Source organism: Pseudomonas sp. CJQ_9, from assembly GCF_043106615.1.
GTDB lineage: Bacteria > Pseudomonadota > Gammaproteobacteria > Pseudomonadales > Pseudomonadaceae > Aquipseudomonas > Aquipseudomonas juntendi.
This window is the reverse complement of sequence record NZ_JBICMS010000092.1, coordinates 35,081-57,409: the sequence shown is the minus strand read 5'-3', so window position 1 is coordinate 57,409 and position 22,329 is coordinate 35,081. Positions and strand designations below refer to the sequence as shown.

The window sequence follows — 22,329 nt, the reverse complement described above, 5'->3', positions numbered from 1 at the left end:
CCCACCACGATTCCTGACCGGATCTCTCCATGCCCCCACGTCGGCACATCGCCTGGATAGCCTGCCTTGCAGTGCTGTTCAACCTGCTGGCCATGCCGCTGTCCTCTGCCGCGCCCAAGGGCCCGGCCGAGCAGCTGCTGTGGGGGGCCTTCTGTTCCAGCATGGCCAACAAGGCCAAGGTCGATGTCCAGGCACTGGCCAAGATCGACCTGGGCCCGCAAAGCGACGACAGCGCCGCCTTGATGAACTGCTGGTGCTGCTCTGGCGCCGCGCCGCTGCTGGCCCTGCCCGCGTACCCGCCGCAATTGCACAACCCGCCGACACTGTTCGCCGGGCTGTTGCCGCCACCGGCTGACTACCAACCCACGCCGCGCCAGCTCTGGCCTGCGTTAAACCCCCGTGCCTCTCCACTGGCCTGAGTTCCGTCGTTGTCTGCCTGAACCTGAAACAGAACGGAGATTCACCATGCTCAAGCACGCCCTCGTCCTGGCCGCCCTGATGCTGCCAGGCGCTTTCGCCAATGCCCACGAATACAGCGTGGGTGACCTGCACATTGCCCACCCCTGGTCGCTGCAGCTGCCACCCAATGCGCCCAACGTGGCGGCGTATTTCGTGGTGCACAACAACGGCCAGGCCGACGACCGCCTGCTCAGCGTCGACAGCCCGATCAGCGATGATGCGCAACTGCACGAACATGCCATGAGCGCCAACGGGGCCATGAAAATGCAACAGGTACCCAGTGTGGTGGTGCCCGCCGGCAAGGACCTGACCTTCGCCCCCAGTGCCTACCACGTGATGCTGATGCAGCCCAAGGATCGCAGCCTGCTGGTCGATGGCAAGCGCTTCCCGTTGACCTTGCACTTCGAGAAGGCCGGCGATGTCACCGTCGAAGTGGCCGTGCAGAAGCAAGCGCCAGCGAACCAGCCGCAAACGCACGAACACGCACACTGACCGCAGCTGACAGGCGCTGGCCATGAGCCTGCCCTACCCCCGCATGCGCCGTACCACCCGCCCTGACCGCAGGCGCGCCGGTGGCGGATGGCTGAGCCTGTTCGCCATGTGGATGATCTTCATCGGCCCGCTGATTTCCCAGGCGATGCCGATGAACCACCACGCCGGCATGGCCATGCCGATGGACATGCCCATGCCGGCTGCCCATCAGCACGCTGGCGACAGCCATCACGGCCACGGCAGCGACGGCCAGCTGCATGTGATGTGGGAAAAGTGCGGCTACTGCAGCCTGTTGTTCAACTGCCCGGCCCTGCCCCAGGCCCTAAGCCCACTCAGCGCCGGCAGCGTCGTACCCACCAGCCACCTGATTGCACCCACGCACCAGGGCCATGCCCGGCAGGCTGTATTCCCCGGTGCGCGCAGCCGTGCACCGCCTTCCTCGATCAGCACCTGAACCGACATTTTGTGCACGAAGCCAGCGGGCTTCGCGCTACCTCATGACTGATCGACTGGAATCATTATGTCTGGCTGCACCCCTGTTTTTGCCTTGTCCCTGCGTGGGACCATCGCCGCACTGTGCGGCTCGCTGCTTGCGCCGGTAGCCCTGGCCGCCGAGCTGAGCCCGACGGTCGTCACCGCCGTGGCACCGAGTTCGCCGTTGACCGTGGTCACCAACCCGAAAGACCCGCGCCAGCCGGTACCGGCCAGCGATGGCGCCGACTACCTGAAAACCATTCCCGGTTTCTCGGCGATCCGCGCCGGCGGTACCAACGGCGACCCGGTCCTGCGCGGCATGTTCGGCTCGCGCCTGAACATCCTCACCAATGGCGGGCTGATGCTCGGCGCCTGCCCCAACCGCATGGACGCGCCGACCTCCTACATTTCCCCCGAAACCTATGACCGGCTGACCGTTATCAAGGGCCCGCAGAGCGTGATCTGGGGGCCAGGCGGTTCGGCGGGCACGATACTGTTCGAACGCGAACCCGAGCAGTTCGGCAGCCTCGGCAGCCGGGTCAATGCCAGCCTGCTGGCCGGCTCCAACGGCCGTTTCGACAAAGTGCTGGATGCCGCTGCCGGGAACAGCCAGGCCTATGCACGGTTCGTCGGCAACCAGTCGCGCTCGGACGACTATCACGACGGTAACAACGACACCGTGCCGTCACGCTGGGACAAGTGGAACGGCGATGTCGCCCTGGGCTGGACGCCCGACCAGGACACCCTGCTGGAGCTGACCGCCGGCAAGGGCGATGGCGAAGCCCGCTACGCCGGGCGTGGCATGGACGGCTCGCAGTTCAAGCGCGAAAGCCTGGGCCTGCGCTTTGAAAAGTCCAACCTCGGCGAGGTGCTGGACACGCTTGAAGCGCAGGTCTACTACAACTACGCCGACCACGTGATGGACAACTACAGCCTGCGCACGCCCTCGGGCAGCGGCATGATGGGCATGCCCATGGTCAGCAACGTAGACCGCCGCACCCTGGGCGCACGCATCAAGGCCACCTGGCGCTGGGCCGACGTACAACTGATCAGCGGCCTCGACGCGCAAACCAACGAGCACCGCCAGCGTGGCGGCATGGGCGTGGACGCGCACAAGGGCCAGGCCTGGACCAAGGACGCCGACTTCCACAACTACGGTGCCTTCAGCGAACTGACCTGGTACGCCACGGGTGAGGACCGCCTGGTCAGCGGTGCCCGCCTGGACCGCGCCTCGGCCCGCGACTTCCGCCAAGGCAGCGCCACCCAGGGCGACACCCGCGCGGCCACCCTGCCCAGCGGCTTCGTGCGCTACGAACATGACCTGGCAGGCCTGCCAGCCACCACTTACATTGGCCTGGGCCATGCCCAGCGCTTCCCCGACTACTGGGAGCTGTTTTCGCCCAAGCTGGCACCGCCCGGTGCGGCCAACGCTTTCGACGGCATCAAGCCCGAGAAGACCACCCAGCTGGACTTCGGCATCCAGTACCGTAGCGAACGCCTGGAAGCCTGGGCCTCGGGTTATGTCGGGCAGATCCGTGACTACATCCTGTTCGACTACCGCCCCGGCATGATGGGCATGAGCACCTCGCAGGCCCAGAATGTCGATGCGCGTATCATGGGTGGCGAACTGGGCGCGGCCTACCAGCTGACCGAGCACTGGAAGGCCGATGCCAGCCTGGCGTACGCGTGGGGCAAGAACAGCAGTGACGGCAAGGCGCTGCCGCAGATGCCCCCGCTGGAAAGCCGCCTGGGCCTGACCTACAGCCGTGATGTGTGGAGCGTCGGTGCGTTGTGGCGGCTGGTGGCGGCGCAGAACCGCATCGCCGAGAACCAGGGCAACGTGGTCGGCAAGGACTACGAAAAAAGCGCCGGCTTCGGCGTGTTCTCGCTCAACGGCGCCTACAAGGTCAACACCAACCTCAAGCTCAGCGCCGGGGTCGACAACCTGTTCGGCAAGGCGTACGCCGAGCACCTGAACCTGGCCGGCAACGCCGGGTTCGGCTACCCGGCAAGCGACCCACAGCCGGTCAACGAGCCAGGCAGGACGTTCTGGACCAAAGTCGATTTCAGCTTCTGACACTAACCACGGGCGCAGCTTCGGTTGCGCCCATCTGCGGGTCAAAAGGAGGTTCCCATGAGAGGAACACGCATCAGTTTCTATAACCTGGCCTGGCGTTGGCACTTTTATGCGGGGCTGTTCGTGGCCCCCTTCATGATCCTGCTGGCCATCACCGGGATCATCTACCTGTTCAAGCCGCAACTCGACCCAGTGCTGTACCGCGACCTGATGGTGGTCGAAGCCGGCCATCATCGCCAGGCCGCCGATACGTTGCTGGCCGAGGTGCACCAGGCCTACCCCAATGGCCACGTGGGCCAATACCTGCCGCCGTTGAATGCCGAGCGCAGCGCGCAGTTCGTGGTGCATGACGGCGGGCGGGAATTGAACGTCTTCGTTGACCCTTACAGCGGTAAGGTCCTCGGCGAACAGGACGGCAAGCTGAACCTGCAGGCCATCGCCCGTGCCCTGCATGGCGAACTGATGGTCGGCACCGTCGGTGACCGCCTGGTGGAACTGGCTGCCGGCTGGGGCATCGTGTTGGTGGTGTCGGGCCTGTACCTGTGGTGGCCACGCGGGCGCACCGGCGCCGGGGTAGTGTGGCCCCGGCTGTCGGCACGTGGCCGCCTGCTGTGGCGCGACCTGCATGCGGTAACCGGGTTCTGGGGTTCGGCCTTGCTGCTGTTGATGCTGCTCAGCGGCATGACCTGGACCGGCCTGTGGGGCAAGCAGTACGCCGAACTGTGGAACCGCTTCCCGGCGGCCATGTGGACCAACGTGCCCAAGTCCGACCAGCAGGCAGGCGAACTGAACGACGCGCACCGCCAGACCGTGCCGTGGGCCATGGAAAATACGCCCATGCCGCAGTCTGGCGCGCATGCCGAACACGCCGGGCACCACATGATGTCAGCCAAACCCGCAGCCCCGCAGGTAAGCCTGCAGCAGGTCGAAGACATTGCCACCGCGCGGCAGGTCGAGCCGGGCTACAGCATTACCCTGCCCACCACCGCCGATGGGGTGTTCACCGTCGCCGTGTTCGCCGATGACCCGCGCAATGACGCCACCCTGCATGTCGACCAGTACACCGGCAAGGTGTTGGCCGACGTGCGCTGGCAGGACTACAGCCCGGTCGCCCGCGCCACCGAACTGGGGGTGATGCTGCATGAAGGCAGGATGTTTGGCGTGGTCAACCAGGTCATCATCCTGCTGGTGTGCCTGATGATCCTGCTGGGCTCGGTGAGCGGGCTGGTGATGTGGTGGAAGCGCCGGCCCGAGGGCGGCCTGGGCGTACCGCCGCTGCGCCATGACCTGCCGCGCTGGAAGGCGGCGGTGGCGGTGATGCTGGTGCTGGGGGTGATGTTCCCGCAGGTGGGGGTGTCGATGATAGTGATGTGGGCGGTGGACAGCCTGGTGGTGAGGCGCCGCCGGGTGTTGGCCAGCGCCTAATTGTGCATGAGCGGTGAATGACAAGCTGAATGCCGTAGGTGCCTAGAGCACGAGTGGGAGCAGAAGCTGTCATTCACCGCTCCCACAATCCCCCGCAGCGAACACCCCTGTGCGGGTTTTCCTGGTGCGACTCAATGCGATGCTCAGGGCTGGCGAGCCTTGGCTGGATCTGGTGTTGCCTCAGCCGAAGAGGGTGTAGATCAACAGACAAAATGCAGGACTCGAAGATCACACGGTTCCTGTGGGAGCGGGCGTGCCCGCGAACACCGGCGCAGCCGGTGCCAGAGACCGCGTCGCCTGCTTCGCGGGCTCGCCCGCTCCCACAATGAATCGCGCAGGCTTTTCAAATTTTGGGAAAGACCGTTGCTCCTACAACGAACTGCGTTGGCTTTGTAGAGAGGGCGGGACAGGCATCACACTGCTACCCAAATGCAGAGTCGATCTGTCACGCCCCGAATTGGGACGCCCGTGTTAGCCTAGCCGGCTACCTCTGACAAGAAGACTGACCTTTACAAGGGAATGCTGCCTATGACGCAAACCTCACCCACAGCGCCAGATGAACCGCATCTGCAGCGCAACCTGACCAACCGCCATATCCAGCTCATCGCCATCGGCGGCGCGATCGGCACCGGCCTGTTCATGGGCTCGGGCAAGACCATCAGCCTGGCCGGCCCATCGATCATCTTCGTCTACATGATCATCGGCTTCATGCTGTTCTTCGTCATGCGCGCCATGGGCGAGTTGCTGCTGTCGAACCTCAACTACAAGTCGTTCATCGATTTTTCCGCCGACCTGCTCGGGCCCTGGGCTGGCTACTTCACCGGCTGGACCTACTGGTTCTGCTGGGTGGTCACCGGCATCGCCGATGTTGTCGCCATCGCCGCCTATACACAGTTCTGGTTCCCCGACCTGCCACAGTGGATACCCGCGCTGACCTGCGTGGCGCTGCTGCTGTCGCTGAACCTGGTAACGGTGAAAATGTTCGGCGAGCTGGAGTTCTGGTTCGCTCTGGTCAAGATCGTCGCCATCCTCGGCCTGGTCGCCACAGGCCTGTATATGGTCATCACCGGCTTCACCTCGCCCAGCGGGCGCACGGCGCAGCTGGCCAACCTGTGGAATGACGGCGGCATGTTCCCCAACGGGGTGATGGGCTTCTTCGCCGGCTTCCAGATCGCCGTGTTCGCCTTCGTTGGCATCGAGCTGGTCGGCACCACCGCTGCCGAAGCGAAAAACCCCGAGCGCACCCTGCCGCGGGCGATCAACTCGATCCCAGTACGCATCATCGTGTTCTATGTGCTGGCACTGATCGCGATCATGGCGGTGACCCCGTGGCGCGACGTGGTACCGGGCAAGAGCCCGTTCGTCGAGCTGTTCGTGCTGGCCGGCCTGCCGGCCGCGGCGAGCATCATCAATTTCGTGGTGCTGACGTCGGCCGCTTCGTCGGCCAACAGCGGCGTGTTCTCCACCAGCCGCATGCTGTACGGCCTGTCGCAGGAAGGTGATGCGCCCAGGGCATTCGAGAAACTGTCCAGCCGCTCGGTACCTGCCAACGGCCTGTACTTCTCCTGCACCTGCCTGCTGCTGGGGGCGGTGCTGATTTACCTGGTGCCGAACGTGGTCGAGGCATTCACCCTGGTGACCACGGTGTCGGCAGTGCTGTTCATGTTCGTCTGGACGCTGATCCTGCTGTCGTACCTGAAGTACCGCAAGCAACGGGCGGCGCTGCACCAGGCGTCGAAGTACAAGATGCCGGGCGGGCGCTTCATGTGCTACGTGTGCCTGGTGTTCTTTGCCTTCATCCTGGTGTTGCTGAGCCTGGAAGCCGACACCCGCTCGGCGCTGGTGGTAACGCCGATCTGGTTCCTGTTGCTGGCATCCACTTATCAGGGCGTGCGCAGCCGCCGTCAGCCGCGTTCCGCAGTGCGCAACGGTTAATGGCCTGGGGGCCGCACCGCGGCCCCAATCCTGTGCACGCAAAGGCCGCAGGCACCAAGCTGGCCCGCGCAAACGCCCCAACACCTCGCACCACCGCTCTATCCCGCCCGTTTCGCCGTTAGGCACACCCCTTGCAAAGCTCCTCCCCGCTTGCCCAACACATAAAAACCAGCGGAGAGAGCACATGAAGCGTCGCAGTCTGATCAAGGCCTTTACCCTCAGCGCATCGATTGCGGCAATGGGCCTGAGCTGGAGTATCCAGGCCGCCGAAACCATCAAGGTCGGCATCCTGCATTCGCTGTCGGGGACCATGGCCATTTCCGAGACGTCGCTCAAGGACATGGCGCTGATGACCATCGAGGAAATCAACGCCAAAGGCGGGGTCAACGGCAAGATGCTCGAACCGGTGGTGGTCGACCCTGCCTCCAACTGGCCGCTGTTCGCAGAAAAGAGCCGCCAACTGCTGACCCAGGACAAGGTCGCGGTGGTGTTCGGCTGCTGGACCTCGGTGTCGCGCAAGTCGGTGCTGCCGGTGTTCGAGGAACTCAACGGCCTGCTGTTCTACCCCGTGCAGTACGAGGGTGAAGAGATGTCGCCAAACGTGTTCTACACCGGCGCCGCCCCCAACCAGCAAGCCATCCCTGCGGTGCAATACCTGATGAGCGAAGACGGCGGCAGCGCCAAGCGCTTCTTCCTGCTGGGCACCGACTACGTCTACCCTCGCACCACCAACAAGATCCTGCGGGCCTTCCTGCACAGCAAGGGCGTGGCCGACAAGGACATCGAAGAGGTGTACACGCCTTTCGGCCACGCCGACTACCAGACCATCGTCGCCAACATCAAGAAGTTCTCCGCAGGCGGCAAGACGGCGGTCATCTCCACGGTCAACGGCGACTCCAACGTGCCGTTCTACAAAGAACTGGCCAACCAGGGCCTGAAAGCCACCGACGTGCCGGTGGTGGCGTTCTCGGTGGGCGAAGAAGAGCTACGCGGTATCGATACCAAGCCGCTGGTGGGCCACCTGGCGGCGTGGAACTACTTCGAGTCGGTGGATAACCCGGTCAACCAGAAGTTCGTCGCCGACTGGAAAGCCTACGCCAAGGCCAAGGGCCTGCCCGGTGCCGACAAGGCGGTAACCAACGACCCGATGGAGGCCACCTACGTAGGCATCCACATGTGGGCCCAGGCGGTCGAGAAAGCCAAGTCCACCGACGTGGACAAAGTCCGCGAAGCCCTGGCCGGCCAGACCTTCAAGGCACCGTCAGGCTTCACCCTGACCATGGACAAGACCAACCACCACCTGCACAAGCCGGTGATGATCGGCGAGATCCAGGATGACGGGCAGTTCAGCGTGGTCTGGGAAACCGAGCAGCCGCTGCGGGCGCAGCCATGGAGCCCGTTCATTCCAGGCAATGACAAGCGGCCAGATTACGCCGTGAAAGGTAACTGAGTGCAGGGGGCTGCTTTGCAGCCCATTCGCGGGCTTGCCCGCTCCCACAGGATCCCCACTGCCCTCTGGACCGGTGAAATCCCTGTAGGAGCGGGTTTACCCGCGAAGAATCCAACACCGATTTCCAGGATTGCCCGCATGCTCAGACTCCTGCTCACACTTCTCCTGCTAATGCCCTTGGCAACCCACGCCAGCGAGGGCGAATTCTTCCTCACCGCCAAGCCCGCCGAGCAGGCCCAACTGCTCGAAAACTGGGCAGCGCAACCCGATGCTGCACGCCTGCCGCTGTTGGAAAACCTGCGCCAGGGCCGCATCGCCCCCGACGACACCCGCAAGCTGCGCCTGAACAACCGCCTGCGCGGCTTGATCGACAATGCCCTGGCCAGCCACCAGTTGCTCAGCGACGACAGCGACGCCCGCCTGGCTGCCGCCCAGCAACTGCAAAAAAGCGCACAACCGGCGCAAATGGCGTTCCTCGACCGGCGCTTCGCCAGCGAGCCGGACGCTGCCGTACACGCAGCCCTGGGCCTGGCCCTGGCCAATTTGCAACTGGGCGCCAGCGACCCCGCCGTACGCCTGGCCGCCGTGCGCCTGCTGGGGGAAACCGGCGACCCGCTGGCCCGCACCCGCCTTGAAGCGCTGCTGCAACCCGACGCGGAAAGCGACCCGGGCGTGCGCACCGCTGCCGAAACCAGCCTGGCCCAGGTGCAGCGCAAGCTGCTGTTCGGCGAGCTGCTCGGCCAGGCCTTCAGCGGCCTGTCGCTGGGGTCGATCCTGCTGCTGGCGGCGCTCGGCCTGGCGATCACCTTCGGCCTGCTTGGCGTGATCAACATGGCCCATGGCGAGATGCTGATGCTCGGCGCCTACAGCACCTATATGGTCCAGGTGCTGGTGCAGCGTTATGCCCCGGGTGCCATCGAGTTCTACCCGCTGATCGCCCTGCCAGTGGCCTTCGCCATCAGCGCCGGGGTCGGCATGGCGCTGGAGCGCACGGTCATCCGCCACCTGTATGGCCGCCCACTGGAAACCCTGCTGGCCACCTGGGGGATCAGCCTGATCCTGATCCAGGCCATCCGCCTGCTGTTCGGCGCGCAGAACGTCGAAGTCAGCAACCCGGCATGGTTGTCGGGCGGCATCCAGCTGCTGCCCAACCTGGTGCTGCCCTACAACCGCCTGGTGATCATCGGCTTCGCCCTGGCGGTGGTGCTGCTGACCTGGCTGCTGCTCAACCGCACGCGGCTGGGCCTGAACGTGCGGGCGGTGACCCAGAACCGCAACATGGCGGCATGCTGCGGTGTGTCTACCGGGCGCGTCGACATGCTGGCCTTCGGCCTTGGCTCGGGCATTGCCGGGCTGGGCGGCGTAGCCCTGAGCCAGGTGGGCAACGTCGGCCCGGACCTGGGCCAGAGCTACATCATCGACTCGTTCCTGGTGGTGGTGCTCGGCGGGGTCGGGCAACTGGCCGGTAGCCTGTGGGCGGCGTTTGGCCTTGGCATTGCCAACAAGCTGCTGGAACCCCAGATCGGCGCCGTACTCGGCAAGATTCTCATCCTTGCGTTGATCATTCTGTTCATCCAGAAGCGCCCGCAAGGCCTGTTCGCCCTCAAGGGACGGGTAATCGACTGATGAACCAGCCACTGCTAGTCACTGCTACGCAAAAGGCCGGGCCGCGCCTGTCGCTGGCCATCGGCGCCGTCGTCACCCTGCTGCTGGTCGCCCTGCCGCTGTTGTCGCTGCTCCCGGCGGACCACGCCTTGCAAGTGTCGGCCTATACCCTGACCTTGGTCGGCAAGATTCTCTGCTACGCCATCGTCGCCCTGGCCCTGGACCTGGTCTGGGGCTACGCCGGCCTGCTGTCACTGGGCCACGGCCTGTTCTTCGCCCTGGGCGGGTATGCCATGGGCATGTACCTGATGCGCCAGGCGGCCGGGGACGGCCTGCCCGGGTTCATGGCTTTTCTGTCGTGGACCGAGCTGCCATGGTACTGGGCCGGAACCCAGCATTTTGCCTGGGCACTGTGCCTGGTGGTGCTGGCCCCCGGGCTGCTGGCGCTGGTGTTTGGCTGGTTCGCCTTCCGCTCGCGGATCAAGGGGGTGTACTTCTCGATCATGACCCAGGCCCTGACATTCGCCGGCATGTTGTTGTTCTTCCGCAACGAAACCGGCTTCGGCGGCAACAACGGCTTCACCAACTTCCGCACCATTCTGGGCTTCGACATCACCGCGCAAGGGACCCGCGCCGTGTTGTTCCTGCTGACGGTCGGCCTGCTGCTGGCCAGCCTGTACCTGTGCTGGCGGCTGACCCGCAGCAAGTTCGGCCGCCTGCTGACCGCAGTGCGCGACGCCGAGAACCGCCTGATGTTCTGCGGCTACGACCCGCGCGGTTTCAAGCTGCTGGTATGGGTGCTCAGCGCCGTGCTGTGCGGCCTGGCCGGGGCGCTGTACGTGCCCCAGGTGGGCATCATCAACCCCAGCGAGATGTCACCGACCAACTCCATCGAAGCCGCCGTGTGGGTAGCCCTTGGTGGCCGTGGCACGCTGATCGGGCCGTTGCTCGGCGCCGGCCTGGTCAACGGCATGAAAAGCTGGTTCACCGTGGCCTTCCCGGAGTTCTGGCTGTTTTTCCTCGGTGCGCTGTTCATTCTCGTCACCCTGTACCTGCCCAAGGGCGTGGTCGGCCTGTTGAAAAAAAGGAGCCAGCCATGAGAGGCGTGCCCCCGGTGCATCCCGAATTCATGCTCGAACCGGTATTCGACCCGCTCGGCGCCGGCCGCGACGCCATTGGCCTGGGCCACACCCGCAAGGCGGGCCTGGATACCCGCCACGGCACGGTGCTGAGCCTGGAAGACATCAGTGTCAGCTTTGACGGTTTCAAGGCGCTGAACGCGCTCAACCTGTACATCGGGGTGGGTGAGTTGCGCTGCATCATCGGCCCCAATGGCGCCGGCAAGACCACCCTGATGGACGTGATCACCGGCAAGACCCGACCAGACAGCGGCACGGCCTACTTTGGCGACACCCTCGACCTGACCCGCCTGGGCGAGTACCAGATCGCCCAGGCCGGGATTGGCCGCAAGTTCCAGAAACCCACGGTGTTTGAGGCGCTGACGGTGTACGAGAACCTGGAGCTGGCGCTGAAGACCGACAAATCGGTATGGGCCAGCCTGGCTGCACGGCTGAGCGGCGAGCAGCGCCAGCGCATCGAAGAGGTGCTGACCACCTTGCGCCTGCTGCCGCTGGCCCAGCGCCAGGCGGGCCTGCTGTCGCACGGGCAGAAGCAGTTCCTCGAAATCGGCATGCTGCTGGTACAAGAGCCGCAGTTGCTGTTGCTGGATGAACCCGTGGCGGGCATGACCGATGCCGAGACCGAGTTCACCGCCGAGCTGTTCAAGGGCTTGGCCGGCAAGCATTCGCTGATGGTGGTCGAGCACGACATGGGGTTTGTCGGCAGCATCGCTGACCACGTGACTGTACTGCACCAGGGCAGTGTGCTGGCAGAAGGGTCGCTGGAGCAGGTGCAGGCGGATGAGCGGGTGGTCGAGGTGTACCTGGGCCGCTAGACAGGGATACCTGTGCCGGCCTATTCGCGGGTAAACCCGCTCCCACAGGTAATGCACAAGTCTTGAAATCTGTGCGGTCCCTGTAGGAGCGGGTTCACCCGCAAATAGGCCGGCACAGGCACAGCAACACTTTCAGGAACACCAACATGCTCAAGATCGACACCCTGCACCAGTACTACGGCGGCAGCCACATTCTGCGCGGCCTCTCCTTCGAAGCCAAAGTCGGCGAAGTGACCTGCCTGCTGGGCCGCAACGGGGTCGGCAAGACCACCCTGCTGCGCTGCCTGATGGGCCTGGTGCCCGCCCGGGATGGCAGCATCGAATGGGAAGGCAAGCCGATTACCGCGCTCAAACCCCAGCAACGCGTACACGCCGGCATTGCCTACGTGCCCCAGGGCCGTGAGATTTTCCCGCGCCTGACCGTCGAGGAGAACCTGCTGATGGGCCTGTCGCGTTTCCCCGCGCGAGAGGCCCGCGAAGTGCCTGCCTTCATCTACGAGCTGTTCCCGGTGCTTGAGCAAATGAAGCAGCGCCGGGGCGGCGACCTGTCTGGCGGGCAGCAGCAACAGCTGGCCATTGGCCGCGCCCTGGCCAGCCGGCCGCGCCTGCTGATCCTCGACGAACCGACCGAAGGCATCCAGCCGTCGGTCATCAAGGAAATCGGCGCCGTCATCCGTCGCCTTGCCGCACGGGGGGACATGGCGATCCTGCTGGTGGAGCAGTTCTACGATTTTGCCGAAGAGCTGGCCGACCAGTACCTGGTCATGGCCCGTGGCGAGATCGTGCAGCGCGGGCGCGGCGAAAACATGCAAGCCGAGGGTGTGCGCGGCCTGGTAACCATTTAACCTGCAAGCACCGTACTTGCGAGACCCTGTCATGAGTTACCAGCTGCGCGATGCCCTGCCCGCCGACGTGCCGGGCATCCTCGATATCTACAACGACGCCGTGCGCACTACCACGGCGATCTGGAACGAAACCCCGGTAGACCTGGCCAACCGCCAGGCCTGGTTCGAAGCACGTGCGCAGCAGGGCTACCCGATACTGGTGGCTGTGGATGACACGGGCGTGCTGGGCTATGCCTCGTTTGGCGACTGGCGGCCGTTCGAGGGTTTCCGCCTGACCGTGGAGCACTCGGTGTACATCCGCGGCGACCAGCGGGGCAAGGGGCTGGGGCCGGTGTTGATGGCGGCGCTGATCGAGCGTGCACAAGGCTGCGGCAAGCATGTGATGGTCGCGGCCATCGAAAGTGGCAATGCGGCGTCGGTCCGCCTGCATGAGCGGCTGGGTTTCGTGGTGACCGGGCAGATGCCCCAGGTTGGCGTGAAGTTCGACCGCTGGCTGGATTTGACCTTCATGCAGCTGGTGCTGAACCCGGGAGCTGAACCAGGCTGAAACGGGGCCGCTTGTGGGAGGGCCCTTTCGCGACCCTGCCACTCCCACAAAACCCGGCGCGCAAGCCTACATCTGGGTAAACCTGCCCAGCCGCTGCTTCAACATGCTGTTCTCGCTGCGCAGCTGCTGCACTTCCTGCAACAGCTCCAGCGCCAGCGCCACCCCTTCCCACTCCAGCTCCAGTTCCCGGTGCAGCTTGGCCGCGCGCTTGGCCAATAACGGCGCCTGATCGTCAAACAGCCAGTCCTCTGGCGTTCGGCCAGAAGGCTCGACAATGCCGTGTTCGACAATTTCGATCACGCAGTCCGCCGTGACATCGGCTTCCTGACACAGGGTACGCATGTCCAGTTGAACGATCAGGGTGCTGCTCATGATCACTTACTCCATTGTGTCCTCGGGTTGAACGCCGCTTTCTCGGCGAGCTTCGCCCACAGTTCGCGGGCAGACTCGTCGGATGCCGGCGGCATCACCACCTTCAGCTGTGCATACAGGTTACCGCGCTCACCGTGCTTGCTCGCCAGGCCTTTGCCCGGTACACGCAGGCGCTGGCCGCTCTGGCTGTCCGGGCGGATGGTCAGGTTGATCTTGCCGTCCAGGGTGGGTACCGCAACCTTGGTGCCCAGCGCAGCCTCCCATGGCGCCAGCGGCACGGTGATGATCAGGTCATGGCCTTCAACATCGAACAGCGGGTGCGGTGCCATGCGAATGGTCAGGAACAGGTCGCCATTGGCGCCGCCGCCACTGCCCGGCGCGCCCTGGCCCTTGAGGCGGATACGCTCGCCATCGGTGACCCCGGCCGGAATCTTCACGTTCAGGGTTTTGGTGGTGAAACCGGTGCGCTGGCCCATGGCATTGGTTTGCGGCACCTGGAAGCTGATCTGCTTGGACTCCTTGCTCAGGGTTTCTTCAAGGAATACGGCCAATTCAAGTTCCACGTCCTGCCCCCGCCTGCCGGCACTGCGTTGCTGCTGCCGGCCACCACCGAAGGGGTTGCCACCACGGTTGCCGAATATCGAGCTGAAGAAGTCGGAGAAATCGCCGCCTTCGAAGCCGCCACCGCCACCGCGGTTTTCCCAGCCCGGTGGCGCCTGGAATGGCCGGCCGTGCTGGCCGCCATACTTGCGGATCTCATCGAACTCGGCACGTTTCTGCGCGTCGCCCAGAACCTCGTAGGCCTCGTTGGCCTCTTTGAATTTGTCCTCGGCGTCGCGTTCCTTGCTGACATCGGGGTGGTACTTGCGTGCCAGCTTGCGGTACGCGGCCTTGATCGCCTTCTCGTCCGCCGTGGGCTCTACGCCAAGTATCTTGTAATAGTCTTTGAAGTCCATCTGTGGATCACCAATGTGAAAGTGCGTGTTGCAACTGAAGATGCTACTGAAGATAGGGGTCAAGCATAGCCTTTCAAGACCGCCTTGGCTTTGCTCCATCGCAGACGACTGGTCTTGATTCTGTAGCCAACTGGCATAAACTGCGCGGCCGTTTTGCCTCCGGAAGCCTTTTCCCATGTCTGACGTAACCCCGGCCCGTGCCCTGGGCATCGACTTTGGCACCTCCAACTCCACGGTTGGCTGGCACCGCCCTGGGGTCGAGTCGCTGATTGCCCTGGAAGACGGCAAGATCACCTTGCCCTCGGTGGTGTTCTTCAACATTGAAGAGCGGCGCCCGGTCTATGGCCGCCTGGCCCTGCACGAGTACCTGGAAGGCTACGAAGGCCGCCTGATGCGCTCGCTGAAAAGCCTGCTGGGCTCCAAGCTGATCAAGCACGACACCAGCGTGCTGGGCAGTGCCTTGCCGTTCAAGGACCTGCTGGGCATGTTCATCGGCGAGCTGAAAAAGCGTGCCGAGGCGGCCGCGGGCCGCGAGTTCGACCAGGTCGTGCTGGGGCGCCCGGTATTTTTCGTCGACGAAGACCCGGCCGCCGACCAGGAGGCCGAAGACACTCTGGCCGAGGTGGCACGCAAGCTCGGCTTCAAGGACGTGTCGTTCCAGTACGAACCGATTGCCGCCGCGTTCGACTACGAGTCGACCATCAGCCGCGAAGAGCTGGTACTGATTGTCGACATTGGCGGTGGTACCTCGGACTTCACCCTGATCCGCCTGTCGCCAGAGCGCCACCTGCTGGCCGAGCGCCAGAGCGACATCCTGGCCACGGGCGGCGTGCACATCGGCGGTACCGACTTCGACAAGCAGCTGAGCCTGCAGGGCGTGATGCCGCTGTTCGGCTACGGTAGCCGCATGAAAAGCGGCGCCCTGATGCCGACCAGCTACCACCTCAACCTGGCCACCTGGCACACCATCAACGCGCTGTACTCGCAGAAGTCGCAGCTGGCGCTGGGCAGCATGCGCTACGACATCGAGGACAGCTTCGGTATCGACCGGCTGTTCAAGCTGATCGAGCAGCGTGCCGGGCACTGGCTGGCGATGGAAGTGGAAGCCAGCAAGATCGAACTGACCGAGCGCGACAGCCGCCGCATCGACCTGCACCGGGTCGAGCCTGAACTGTCTGCCGAACTGACCCGGGTGCTGTTCGAAGAGGCCATTGAGGGGTTGCTGGAGCGTGTGCGCGGCAGCGTGAGCGAGCTGCTGGCCAAGGCCGGGGTGAGCGAAGGCCAGGTCGACACGGTGTTCTTCACCGGTGGTTCCAGCGGTATTCCGGCATTGCGCAACAGCGTGTCGGCGATGTTGCCCAATGCGCGCCATGTGGAGGGCAATATCTTTGGCAGTATTGGTAGTGGGCTGGCGATCGAAGCGCGCAAGCGGTACGGATAAGCTACAAGCTACAAGCTACAAGCTACAAGCTACAAGCTACAAGCTACAAGCTACAAGCTACAAGCTACAAGCTACAAGCTACAAGCTGAGAGGTGTTAGTGCATCTATAGGTGCTCAGCTTGCAACTTGCAACTTGTAGCTTGCCGCTTGCAACTTGTAGCTTGCCGCTTGCCGCTTGCCGCTTGCCGCTTGCCGCTTGCCGCTTCAGACCAGCTCGGCCCGCTTCAGCTCACTTTTCAGGTAGGCATAGTAGATCGGCCCCGCCACCACCCCAGGCAGCCCGAACGCCGCCTCGAACACCAACATCGCCAGCAGCAGCTCCCACGCCTTGGCGCTGATCTGCCCACCCACGATACGGGCGTTGAGGAAGTACTCGACCTTGTGGATGACGATCAGGTAGCCCAGCGCCGCCGCCGCCACCCAGATCGACAGCGACAAGCCGACGATGGTGATCAGGGTGTTGGACATCAGGTTGCCGATCACCGGCAGCAACCCCAGCAGGAAGGTCAGTACGATCAGCGTCTTGGTCAGCGGCAGGTGCACCCCGAACAGCGGCATCACCACTGCCAGGAATATGCCGGTAAAGGCCGTGTTCAGCAGCGAAATCTTGATCTGGGCGAAGACGATGTTGCGAAACGCCTGTACCAGCAAGGCCAGGCGCTCGAACAATGCCGCCGCCAACGGTTTGCGCCGGGACACATCGGGAATGCGCTGCAAGGCAATGATGGCGCCGAGGATCATGCCGATCAACAGCGTGACGAACATGTGCGCCATGCCCTTGCCGACCAGTTGCAGGTCGCTGAGGTGGCTTTTGATCCAGTCGCCGATGGCGACCTTGAATTCGGCAGCACTGGCGGGCAGGTAGGCTTCGATGAACGGCGGCAGCTGGCTGCGGGCCTGTTCGACCAAGGCCATGAACTTGTCCAACGAGGCGCCGGGGTTTTCCGCCTCGTGCAGCAGGAAGCTGAACGCGCCGGCAATCAGCAGGCTCAGGCTGAGCACCACCAGCGTGCCAAGCAGCGCCACCGCCAGCCAGCGCGCGCGTTGCCCGGCCAGCAGGGGTTGCAGGCGCGGGGTCAGCATGTTGACCAGTTCAAATACCAGCAAGCCGGCCAGCAGGCTGGGCAATAACTTCAGCGGCAAAGCCAGCAACAGGCCGGCCATGACGATGATCAGGCTGGCCAAGGTAATCTGACGCGGGGTAAAGGTCATACAGCCTCGAAGGCAGACAGCGGGAATGCCCGCAGTCTGCCAGCCTTGGCGGCGCAGGCATAGGCGCAGGTCATTTGTTCTTCAGGCAGTCACTCATGAACGCTTTGCGCTCGTCCCCCTTCAGGGCTTTGCTGGTGGCGTCGGCGTTGCAGGTTTTCATCTTTTCCTGTTGGGTTTGCGGGGCGCTCTTCTTCAGGCAGGTGCTCATGAAGGCCTTGCGCTCATCACCCTTGAGGGCCTTGGCGGTGGCGTCGGCATTGCAGGTTTTCATTTTTTCCTGCTGCGCGGTGTTGGCAGCGAAGCCTTGGGCGCTGAACATCAACGCCAGGGCCAGTAACGGGATGTGCAGCACTTTCATGGAGTGGTCTCCTGGGCTCCGTGCCCGATGCACGGGTGTCGAGGTGAGAGTGTAGCCAAGAATTTCAGCCCCCCAGCCCCCCACATCCGCCGTTAAAGGCCTGCCGCCTTGAGCCGCGCGGCGTGTTCGGTGAACAGCCGCACCGGCTCGGCACCCCGCCCTACGGCGCCGAACTGCTGGTTGACGATATCGAGGTGGTCGAGCGGGTAATCGTCACCGATCACCTGCCCCAAGTGCGAGCTGAAGCGCCCCACCATACCGTCGCACTGGCCCTTTTCCCTGACGAAGCTGCGGGCGAACAGGCGGCAGAAACGGTTGCTGCCATCGAAGCGGTTGCGCCCCCGGTCGGTCAGCCCGGGCTGCAAGGTGCCGGACCATGAGTAATAGCGTACTCCGTTGACTTCATGGGCGCCTTCCCCGCCCCAGGTGGCCGGCAAGCCCTGTGGGTAAGCCTGGTTGAACAGCGCCACCCCGGCGCTGGTCAGCGACTGATGCGAGGCATGCACATCCACCGGCAACGGCTCGCGCCGCCAACCGGTTTCCAGCCACCCCAGCACCACGGCAAGGGCATGCAGCATCGCTCTCAGAATGCGCCCCTGGGGCGAATCCCCCGGCGCCGTGCGTTGCAGATGGTCGGCCAGCTCCGAGCCATGGTTGGGCCCGGCCACCGAGGTGACCGATGCCACCCTGGCTGGCCGCCTGGCGGCCGCGTAACGCGCGCTCAGGGCGCCTTGGCTATGGCCGATGAGGTTGACCCTGGCGGCGCCCGTGCGCCTGCAGATGTCTTCGATGATGGTTAGCAGTTGCTCGCCGCGCACCTCACTGCTGTGCAGCGGCGAAACCTGTACCGGGAACACCTGCGCGCCCCCTTTGCGCAAGGCCGGGACAATGCCGAACCAGTAAGGATAGAACCCCGCCCGCACGAACCCGAGCATCCCTGGCACCAGTACCAAGGGGTATTGCGTGGCCAAATCCTGCTGCATTGCCCCTGACCCTTTGCGTGGAGGTTTGGCCAACACTACAGTGGCTTTCGTGGGCATCGCAATCGAACTCCTGGCGCGCGCTGTTGTTCAAAACCACACAGACCCTTTGCAAGGAGCGGGACCATGTACAAGCAGACCCTGGCAATCCTTCTGGCAAGCGCCACCCTCGCCGCCTGCGGCAGCCGCCCGGAAAACCCGGTCGACTACGTCACCTACCGTGACGAACCGCTGGTCAAGCAGGTGGAGCACGGCATGACCATGCAGAAGGTCATCGCCATTGGCGGTAGCCCATCGAACGTGATCGACCTGCCGCACGGGGGCACCTGCAACGACTACATTCTTAATCACGAAGGCAAGCAACAACCGTATTACGTGCGTTTCGACGCCACCGGCCATGTTGATGCCAAAGGCTTCAAAACCTGTAAACAACGCGAAGAAGACAGCGAGGCCGTTCACGGCGCGTAAGTCTCACCCTGCATGCCACGACCACCCTGATGCTTTCGGAGATAAACATGAGTGCTACTGAACTGACCGATGTAAAAACCCTGCGCGAACGTGCCCGCCAGCATGTTGAGCAAGGGGCCGTAACCGAGGGTTACCATGCCGACCGCGAGCAGATCCTGCGCCTGCTGAACGAGTCGCTGGCGACCGAGCTGGTGTGTGTACTGCGCTACAAGCGCCACTACTTCATGGCCAGCGGTATCAAGGCAAGCGTTGCCGCGAGCGAATTCCTGGAGCATGCCAACCAGGAAGCCGAGCACGCCGACAAGCTGGCTGAGCGCATCGTGCAGTTGGGCGGCGAACCGGATTTCAACCCCGACAACCTGACCAAGAACTCGCATGCTCAGTATGTGGCCGGTAATTCCCTGAAGGAGATGGTGCTGGAAGACCTGGTCGCTGAGCGCATCGCGATCGACAGCTACCGCGAAATCATCCAGTACATCGGCGACAAAGACCCGACCACCCGCCGCATCTTCGAAGACATCCTGGCGCAGGAAGAAGAGCACGCAGACGACATGTCCGACTTGCTGCAAGGCTTGTAAGCACCAGGGGCCAGTCAGTTAAGCGTTACTGGGGCTGCTTTGCAGCCCTTCGCGGGCGCGCCCGCTCCCACACGTTCGGCGCTGAACTCAAGAAATGCGCGATCCCTGTGGGAGCGGGCGTGCCCGCGAAGGGCCGCAAAGCGGCCCCAAATTACTTAACTGAATGGCATTAGGCGCTTAGCGCCCCTCGTAAGAGCGGGTTCACCCGCGAAGAGGCCGGGCCTGCCGACGGCTATCTCCTGGCCATTTACCGTCGCATCCGCCACCGCATTCGCGGGTAAACCCGCACCTCAAACAGAGCCCGTGCGTGGTAATGGCCAGCAACACAACTACCCGCTATTTACGCCCGTTCACCGCAGCGGGTGCCTTGCCCGCCTTCATCTGCTGCAACAACGGTGTGCACTGGTTCGGATCATCGCCACTGCTGGGTGCAATCAGCGCCAGCAAACCGGCTGCAGGCCCTGCCACAACCCCCAACGCCACCATGCCCGCACCGCGCAACGCCAAGGGCACCGCCTGTACACCCGCACTGGGTTTGGCAAATGGCCCGCGTACATACAGCGGCGAACGCAGCGAGAACAGCCGTAGCCCCTTCGATTCAGGGGTGATCTTCAGGTCCAACTGCTCACTGGCAAAATTCGCCGTGCCATTGATATAGATAATCGCGTTCTCGGTGTCGAAGATGAACAGCCGGGTCGAGGCCAAGCCGTCCTTGATGCCAACATCGGCCGCCGCGCAGTTGATTTGCACGTCCTCATCGCCAAACAGCTTGCCGACCACATAGTTGCCCACGTTCAAACCCGCAATCTCCATCAGGCTGCGGCTGATGGCGCCATCGTTGACCAACATGCGCAGGTCACCATTGGCCGTGCCTAACAGGGCAGCTACAGAATTGCCACGGCCACTGATATCGGCATCGCCATTGAGCTCACCAAAGCTGGTCTGCATGGGCGCGAAACCGGGGAACAATTGCTTGAGCTTGAAGCCACGCGCAGTCAACTGCGCCCGCCCTTGCAGCGGCACGCTGCGCCCGTCCAGGCGAATGTTGGAGGCCAGGTTGCCACCGGCTACGCCAAACCGCAGCGGCTCCAGGCGTAGCAGCCCGTCATCGAGGATCACATGTGCCGCCAGGTCGTTGAACGGCAGTTGCGCACTGTGCACGATGCGCTTGCCGGCAAAGGTGACGTCGGCGTCCATGGCGCGCCAGCGATCGGTGCGGAACTCTTCCACCGGCAGCACCTTGCCGGCCGGTTGCTTGCTGGCCCCGCCACGGGCCTTCTGCTCGGCATTGGAGTCAGCGCCGATCAGCGGCGCCAGGTCCTTGAACAGCAGCTGGTTGGACACCAGCTTGCCCGTCAGCTTGGGCCGTGGCTGGCTGGCGACGAAGGCCAGGTCGCCGTGGATGTCGCTGTCGCCGATCTTGCCGTTGAAACCCTCGTACTTGAAACGCGCACCTTCGGCTGCATGCAGGTTGGCGCTGAGCCGGCCGTCTGTGGAATAGGCCGGGGTGTCGGGCAAGGTAACCCCCGTCAAGGGGTAGAGGTTGCCCAGGCTGGCGCCCGACAGGCGCAGGCGCAGGTCAAGGGCACCCAGGTTGCGTGGGTCGGTCAGGGTGCCGGCAAGTACCACGTGCGTATCGGCAATGCGCACGTCGGCCTGCAACGGGAACGGCTGGGTGGCGTCCTGCAGCGCCAGCAGGCCACCGATCTTGCCGGCGCCAGACACCGGCTGCCCCTTGTAGCGGCCCTGGGCCTTGAAAGCAAAGGCGTAATCCTGGGCTCCACCGACTTTTTCAGCGCTGGCCTTGCCCACGATTTCGCTGAAGGGGATTGGCTTGCCCAATGGGTCAACCTGCACCTTCATGCTGGTTTTCAAGGGCTGGTCGTCGAAGCTGACATTGCCTTGGTCAAAGCCGATGGCACCAATGTCCAGCTGCCATTTGGAAGGTGCCTCGTTTTCGTCCTTCGGCCCGAAGTCGAATGTCCAGTTGGCCCGGCCATCTGCCAACCGGGTCAGGCTGGCCGTGGGCTTGGTCAGGTTGATGCGCGGGATGCTGATCTTCTGCACCAATAGCGCAAGTGGCGCCAGGCGGAACTCTACGCGCTCCAGGCCCACCATCTTCGGCTCCTGCAACCACTCAGGGTTGCCCAGGGTGAGGTCTTCGGCGGTGAAGTGCGGCCATGGCACCCAGGCACGCCAACCGCCTTCTTCTGGCTCGGTACGCCAATGCACGGCGAGGTTGCCATTGATTGCGAACGGCCGATGCAAGGCCTCGGACACCTTCTCGTTGAGCAACGGCTTGACGCGGTTCCAGTCGAAGGTGGCGATCACCACTACCAGTATTGCCAGCAGCGTCAGCAGGGTGGCGAGGGTCCAGACGAGGATTCTGGCGGGTCGCGTCATTGCGTGATTCTCCTTGCGGGGCTCGAAACAGGCGCGGCGGTGGCACTTAGTATCTGGGACTGATGAAAACCCGTGGGGTTTTATCGGTAGCGTCATCTTAGCGAAGTTTTTCCTGGCCATTCGCTCAGCAAATCGTGGCGCGGCCGCGCGCATGTTACCCCACGACAACCTCGGCATTTTGCCATCAACCAGCCTGGAAGGTGCTTAATAGACTGGTCGCCGAGCTCTATCAATATGGTCGATTGTTACCATTATCCGTATGAACTTCTCTCTGGCGTTACCCGGCGTAGCATTGGCT

The 22,329-nt window shown here is 63.6% G+C and carries 21 protein-coding genes; 15 read left to right on the top strand and 6 right to left on the bottom strand.

What is annotated here, in order from left to right; all coding sequences use genetic code 11:
* Positions 1–29 precede the first annotated feature (29 nt).
* The 12 genes from ACF8SD_RS19440 (at position 30) to ACF8SD_RS19385 (ending at position 13,263) form a co-directional block, all read left to right on the top strand.
* Complete coding sequence (locus ACF8SD_RS19440) at positions 30–419, top strand: DUF2946 domain-containing protein (protein WP_054904938.1); 390 nt, start codon at positions 30–32, stop codon at positions 417–419.
* 46 nt (positions 420–465) lie between these two features.
* Positions 466–951 carry a copper chaperone PCu(A)C gene (locus tag ACF8SD_RS19435; protein ID WP_392484253.1) on the top strand — a complete coding sequence of 162 codons (486 nt, stop codon included), beginning with the start codon at positions 466–468 and terminating at the stop codon, positions 949–951.
* Between the two features lie 22 nt (positions 952–973).
* Positions 974–1,405 (top strand): DUF2946 domain-containing protein, encoded by a 432-nt coding sequence (locus tag ACF8SD_RS19430; protein WP_009683278.1) that lies wholly within the window; start codon positions 974–976, stop codon positions 1,403–1,405.
* A gap of 66 nt (positions 1,406–1,471) precedes the next feature.
* Complete coding sequence (locus ACF8SD_RS19425) at positions 1,472–3,502, top strand: TonB-dependent copper receptor (RefSeq protein WP_173891230.1); 2,031 nt, start codon at positions 1,472–1,474, stop codon at positions 3,500–3,502.
* Positions 3,503–3,559: 57 nt separating this feature from the next.
* Positions 3,560–4,927, top strand: a complete 1,368-nt coding sequence (locus tag ACF8SD_RS19420; protein ID WP_392484254.1) for a PepSY-associated TM helix domain-containing protein — start codon at positions 3,560–3,562, stop codon at positions 4,925–4,927.
* A 528-nt stretch (positions 4,928–5,455) separates the two neighbouring features.
* A complete protein-coding gene (cycA, locus tag ACF8SD_RS19415) occupies positions 5,456–6,862 on the top strand; it encodes a D-serine/D-alanine/glycine transporter (protein ID WP_173891232.1) in 1,407 nt (468 codons plus the stop codon).
* A 184-nt stretch (positions 6,863–7,046) separates the two neighbouring features.
* Positions 7,047–8,312, top strand: coding sequence for an urea ABC transporter substrate-binding protein (gene urtA, locus ACF8SD_RS19410; protein WP_161892017.1), 1,266 nt, complete (start codon positions 7,047–7,049; stop codon positions 8,310–8,312).
* Between the two features lie 138 nt (positions 8,313–8,450).
* A complete protein-coding gene (gene urtB, locus ACF8SD_RS19405; RefSeq protein ID WP_392484255.1) occupies positions 8,451–9,938 on the top strand; it encodes an urea ABC transporter permease subunit UrtB in 1,488 nt (495 codons plus the stop codon).
* Entirely contained in the window at positions 9,938–11,017 is a 1,080-nt protein-coding gene (gene urtC, locus ACF8SD_RS19400) for an urea ABC transporter permease subunit UrtC (protein WP_009683284.1), read from the top strand. Before urtB ends, urtC begins: the two co-directional genes overlap by 1 nt.
* On the top strand, positions 11,014–11,871 hold the full coding sequence (urtD, locus tag ACF8SD_RS19395) for an urea ABC transporter ATP-binding protein UrtD (protein WP_029885711.1): 858 nt from the start codon (positions 11,014–11,016) through the stop codon (positions 11,869–11,871). The genes urtC and urtD overlap by 4 nt, the downstream gene beginning before the upstream one ends.
* A 146-nt stretch (positions 11,872–12,017) precedes the next feature.
* Positions 12,018–12,716, top strand: coding sequence for an urea ABC transporter ATP-binding subunit UrtE (gene urtE, locus ACF8SD_RS19390; protein ID WP_054904943.1), 699 nt, complete (start codon positions 12,018–12,020; stop codon positions 12,714–12,716).
* Between the two features lie 31 nt (positions 12,717–12,747).
* Positions 12,748–13,263 (top strand): GNAT family N-acetyltransferase, encoded by a 516-nt coding sequence (locus ACF8SD_RS19385; RefSeq protein WP_392484257.1) that lies wholly within the window; start codon positions 12,748–12,750, stop codon positions 13,261–13,263.
* Positions 13,264–13,329: 66 nt separating this feature from the next.
* On the opposite strand, the gene ACF8SD_RS19380 is transcribed toward ACF8SD_RS19385, so the two are convergent.
* Complete coding sequence (locus ACF8SD_RS19380; protein ID WP_009683288.1) at positions 13,330–13,635, bottom strand: chaperone modulator CbpM; 306 nt, start codon at positions 13,633–13,635, stop codon at positions 13,330–13,332.
* 2 nt (positions 13,636–13,637) lie between these two features.
* Entirely contained in the window at positions 13,638–14,591 is a 954-nt protein-coding gene (gene cbpA, locus ACF8SD_RS19375; RefSeq protein WP_009683289.1) for a curved DNA-binding protein, read from the bottom strand.
* Between the two features lie 175 nt (positions 14,592–14,766).
* Here cbpA and ACF8SD_RS19370 point away from each other — a divergent pair, with 175 nt between their 5' ends.
* Entirely contained in the window at positions 14,767–16,032 is a 1,266-nt protein-coding gene (locus ACF8SD_RS19370) for an Hsp70 family protein (RefSeq protein ID WP_110676661.1), read from the top strand.
* Positions 16,033–16,236: 204 nt separating this feature from the next.
* Here ACF8SD_RS19370 and ACF8SD_RS19365 read toward each other — a convergent pair whose 3' ends face one another.
* The 3 genes from ACF8SD_RS19365 to ACF8SD_RS19355 all read right to left on the bottom strand — a co-directional run bounded on the left by ACF8SD_RS19365 (position 16,237) and on the right by ACF8SD_RS19355 (position 18,585).
* A complete protein-coding gene (locus ACF8SD_RS19365) occupies positions 16,237–17,244 on the bottom strand; it encodes an AI-2E family transporter (protein ID WP_009683291.1) in 1,008 nt (335 codons plus the stop codon).
* A gap of 70 nt (positions 17,245–17,314) precedes the next feature.
* Positions 17,315–17,602 (bottom strand): PsiF family protein, encoded by a 288-nt coding sequence (locus ACF8SD_RS19360; protein ID WP_173891238.1) that lies wholly within the window; start codon positions 17,600–17,602, stop codon positions 17,315–17,317.
* Positions 17,603–17,694: 92 nt separating this feature from the next.
* Entirely contained in the window at positions 17,695–18,585 is an 891-nt protein-coding gene (locus ACF8SD_RS19355) for a triacylglycerol lipase (protein ID WP_173891239.1), read from the bottom strand.
* A gap of 123 nt (positions 18,586–18,708) precedes the next feature.
* Here ACF8SD_RS19355 and osmE point away from each other — a divergent pair, with 123 nt between their 5' ends.
* Positions 18,709–19,050, top strand: coding sequence for an osmotically-inducible lipoprotein OsmE (osmE, locus tag ACF8SD_RS19350; protein WP_173891240.1), 342 nt, complete (start codon positions 18,709–18,711; stop codon positions 19,048–19,050).
* Positions 19,051–19,097: 47 nt separating this feature from the next.
* Positions 19,098–19,628 (top strand): bacterioferritin, encoded by a 531-nt coding sequence (locus tag ACF8SD_RS19345; RefSeq protein WP_009683295.1) that lies wholly within the window; start codon positions 19,098–19,100, stop codon positions 19,626–19,628.
* 336 nt (positions 19,629–19,964) lie between these two features.
* Here the strand turns inward: ACF8SD_RS19345 and ACF8SD_RS19340 are convergent, their stop codons facing one another.
* Positions 19,965–22,031: an AsmA family protein gene (locus tag ACF8SD_RS19340; protein WP_173891241.1), complete on the bottom strand. Its 2,067-nt coding sequence runs from the start codon at positions 22,029–22,031 to the stop codon at positions 19,965–19,967.
* Between the last annotated feature and the right edge of the window lie 298 nt (positions 22,032–22,329).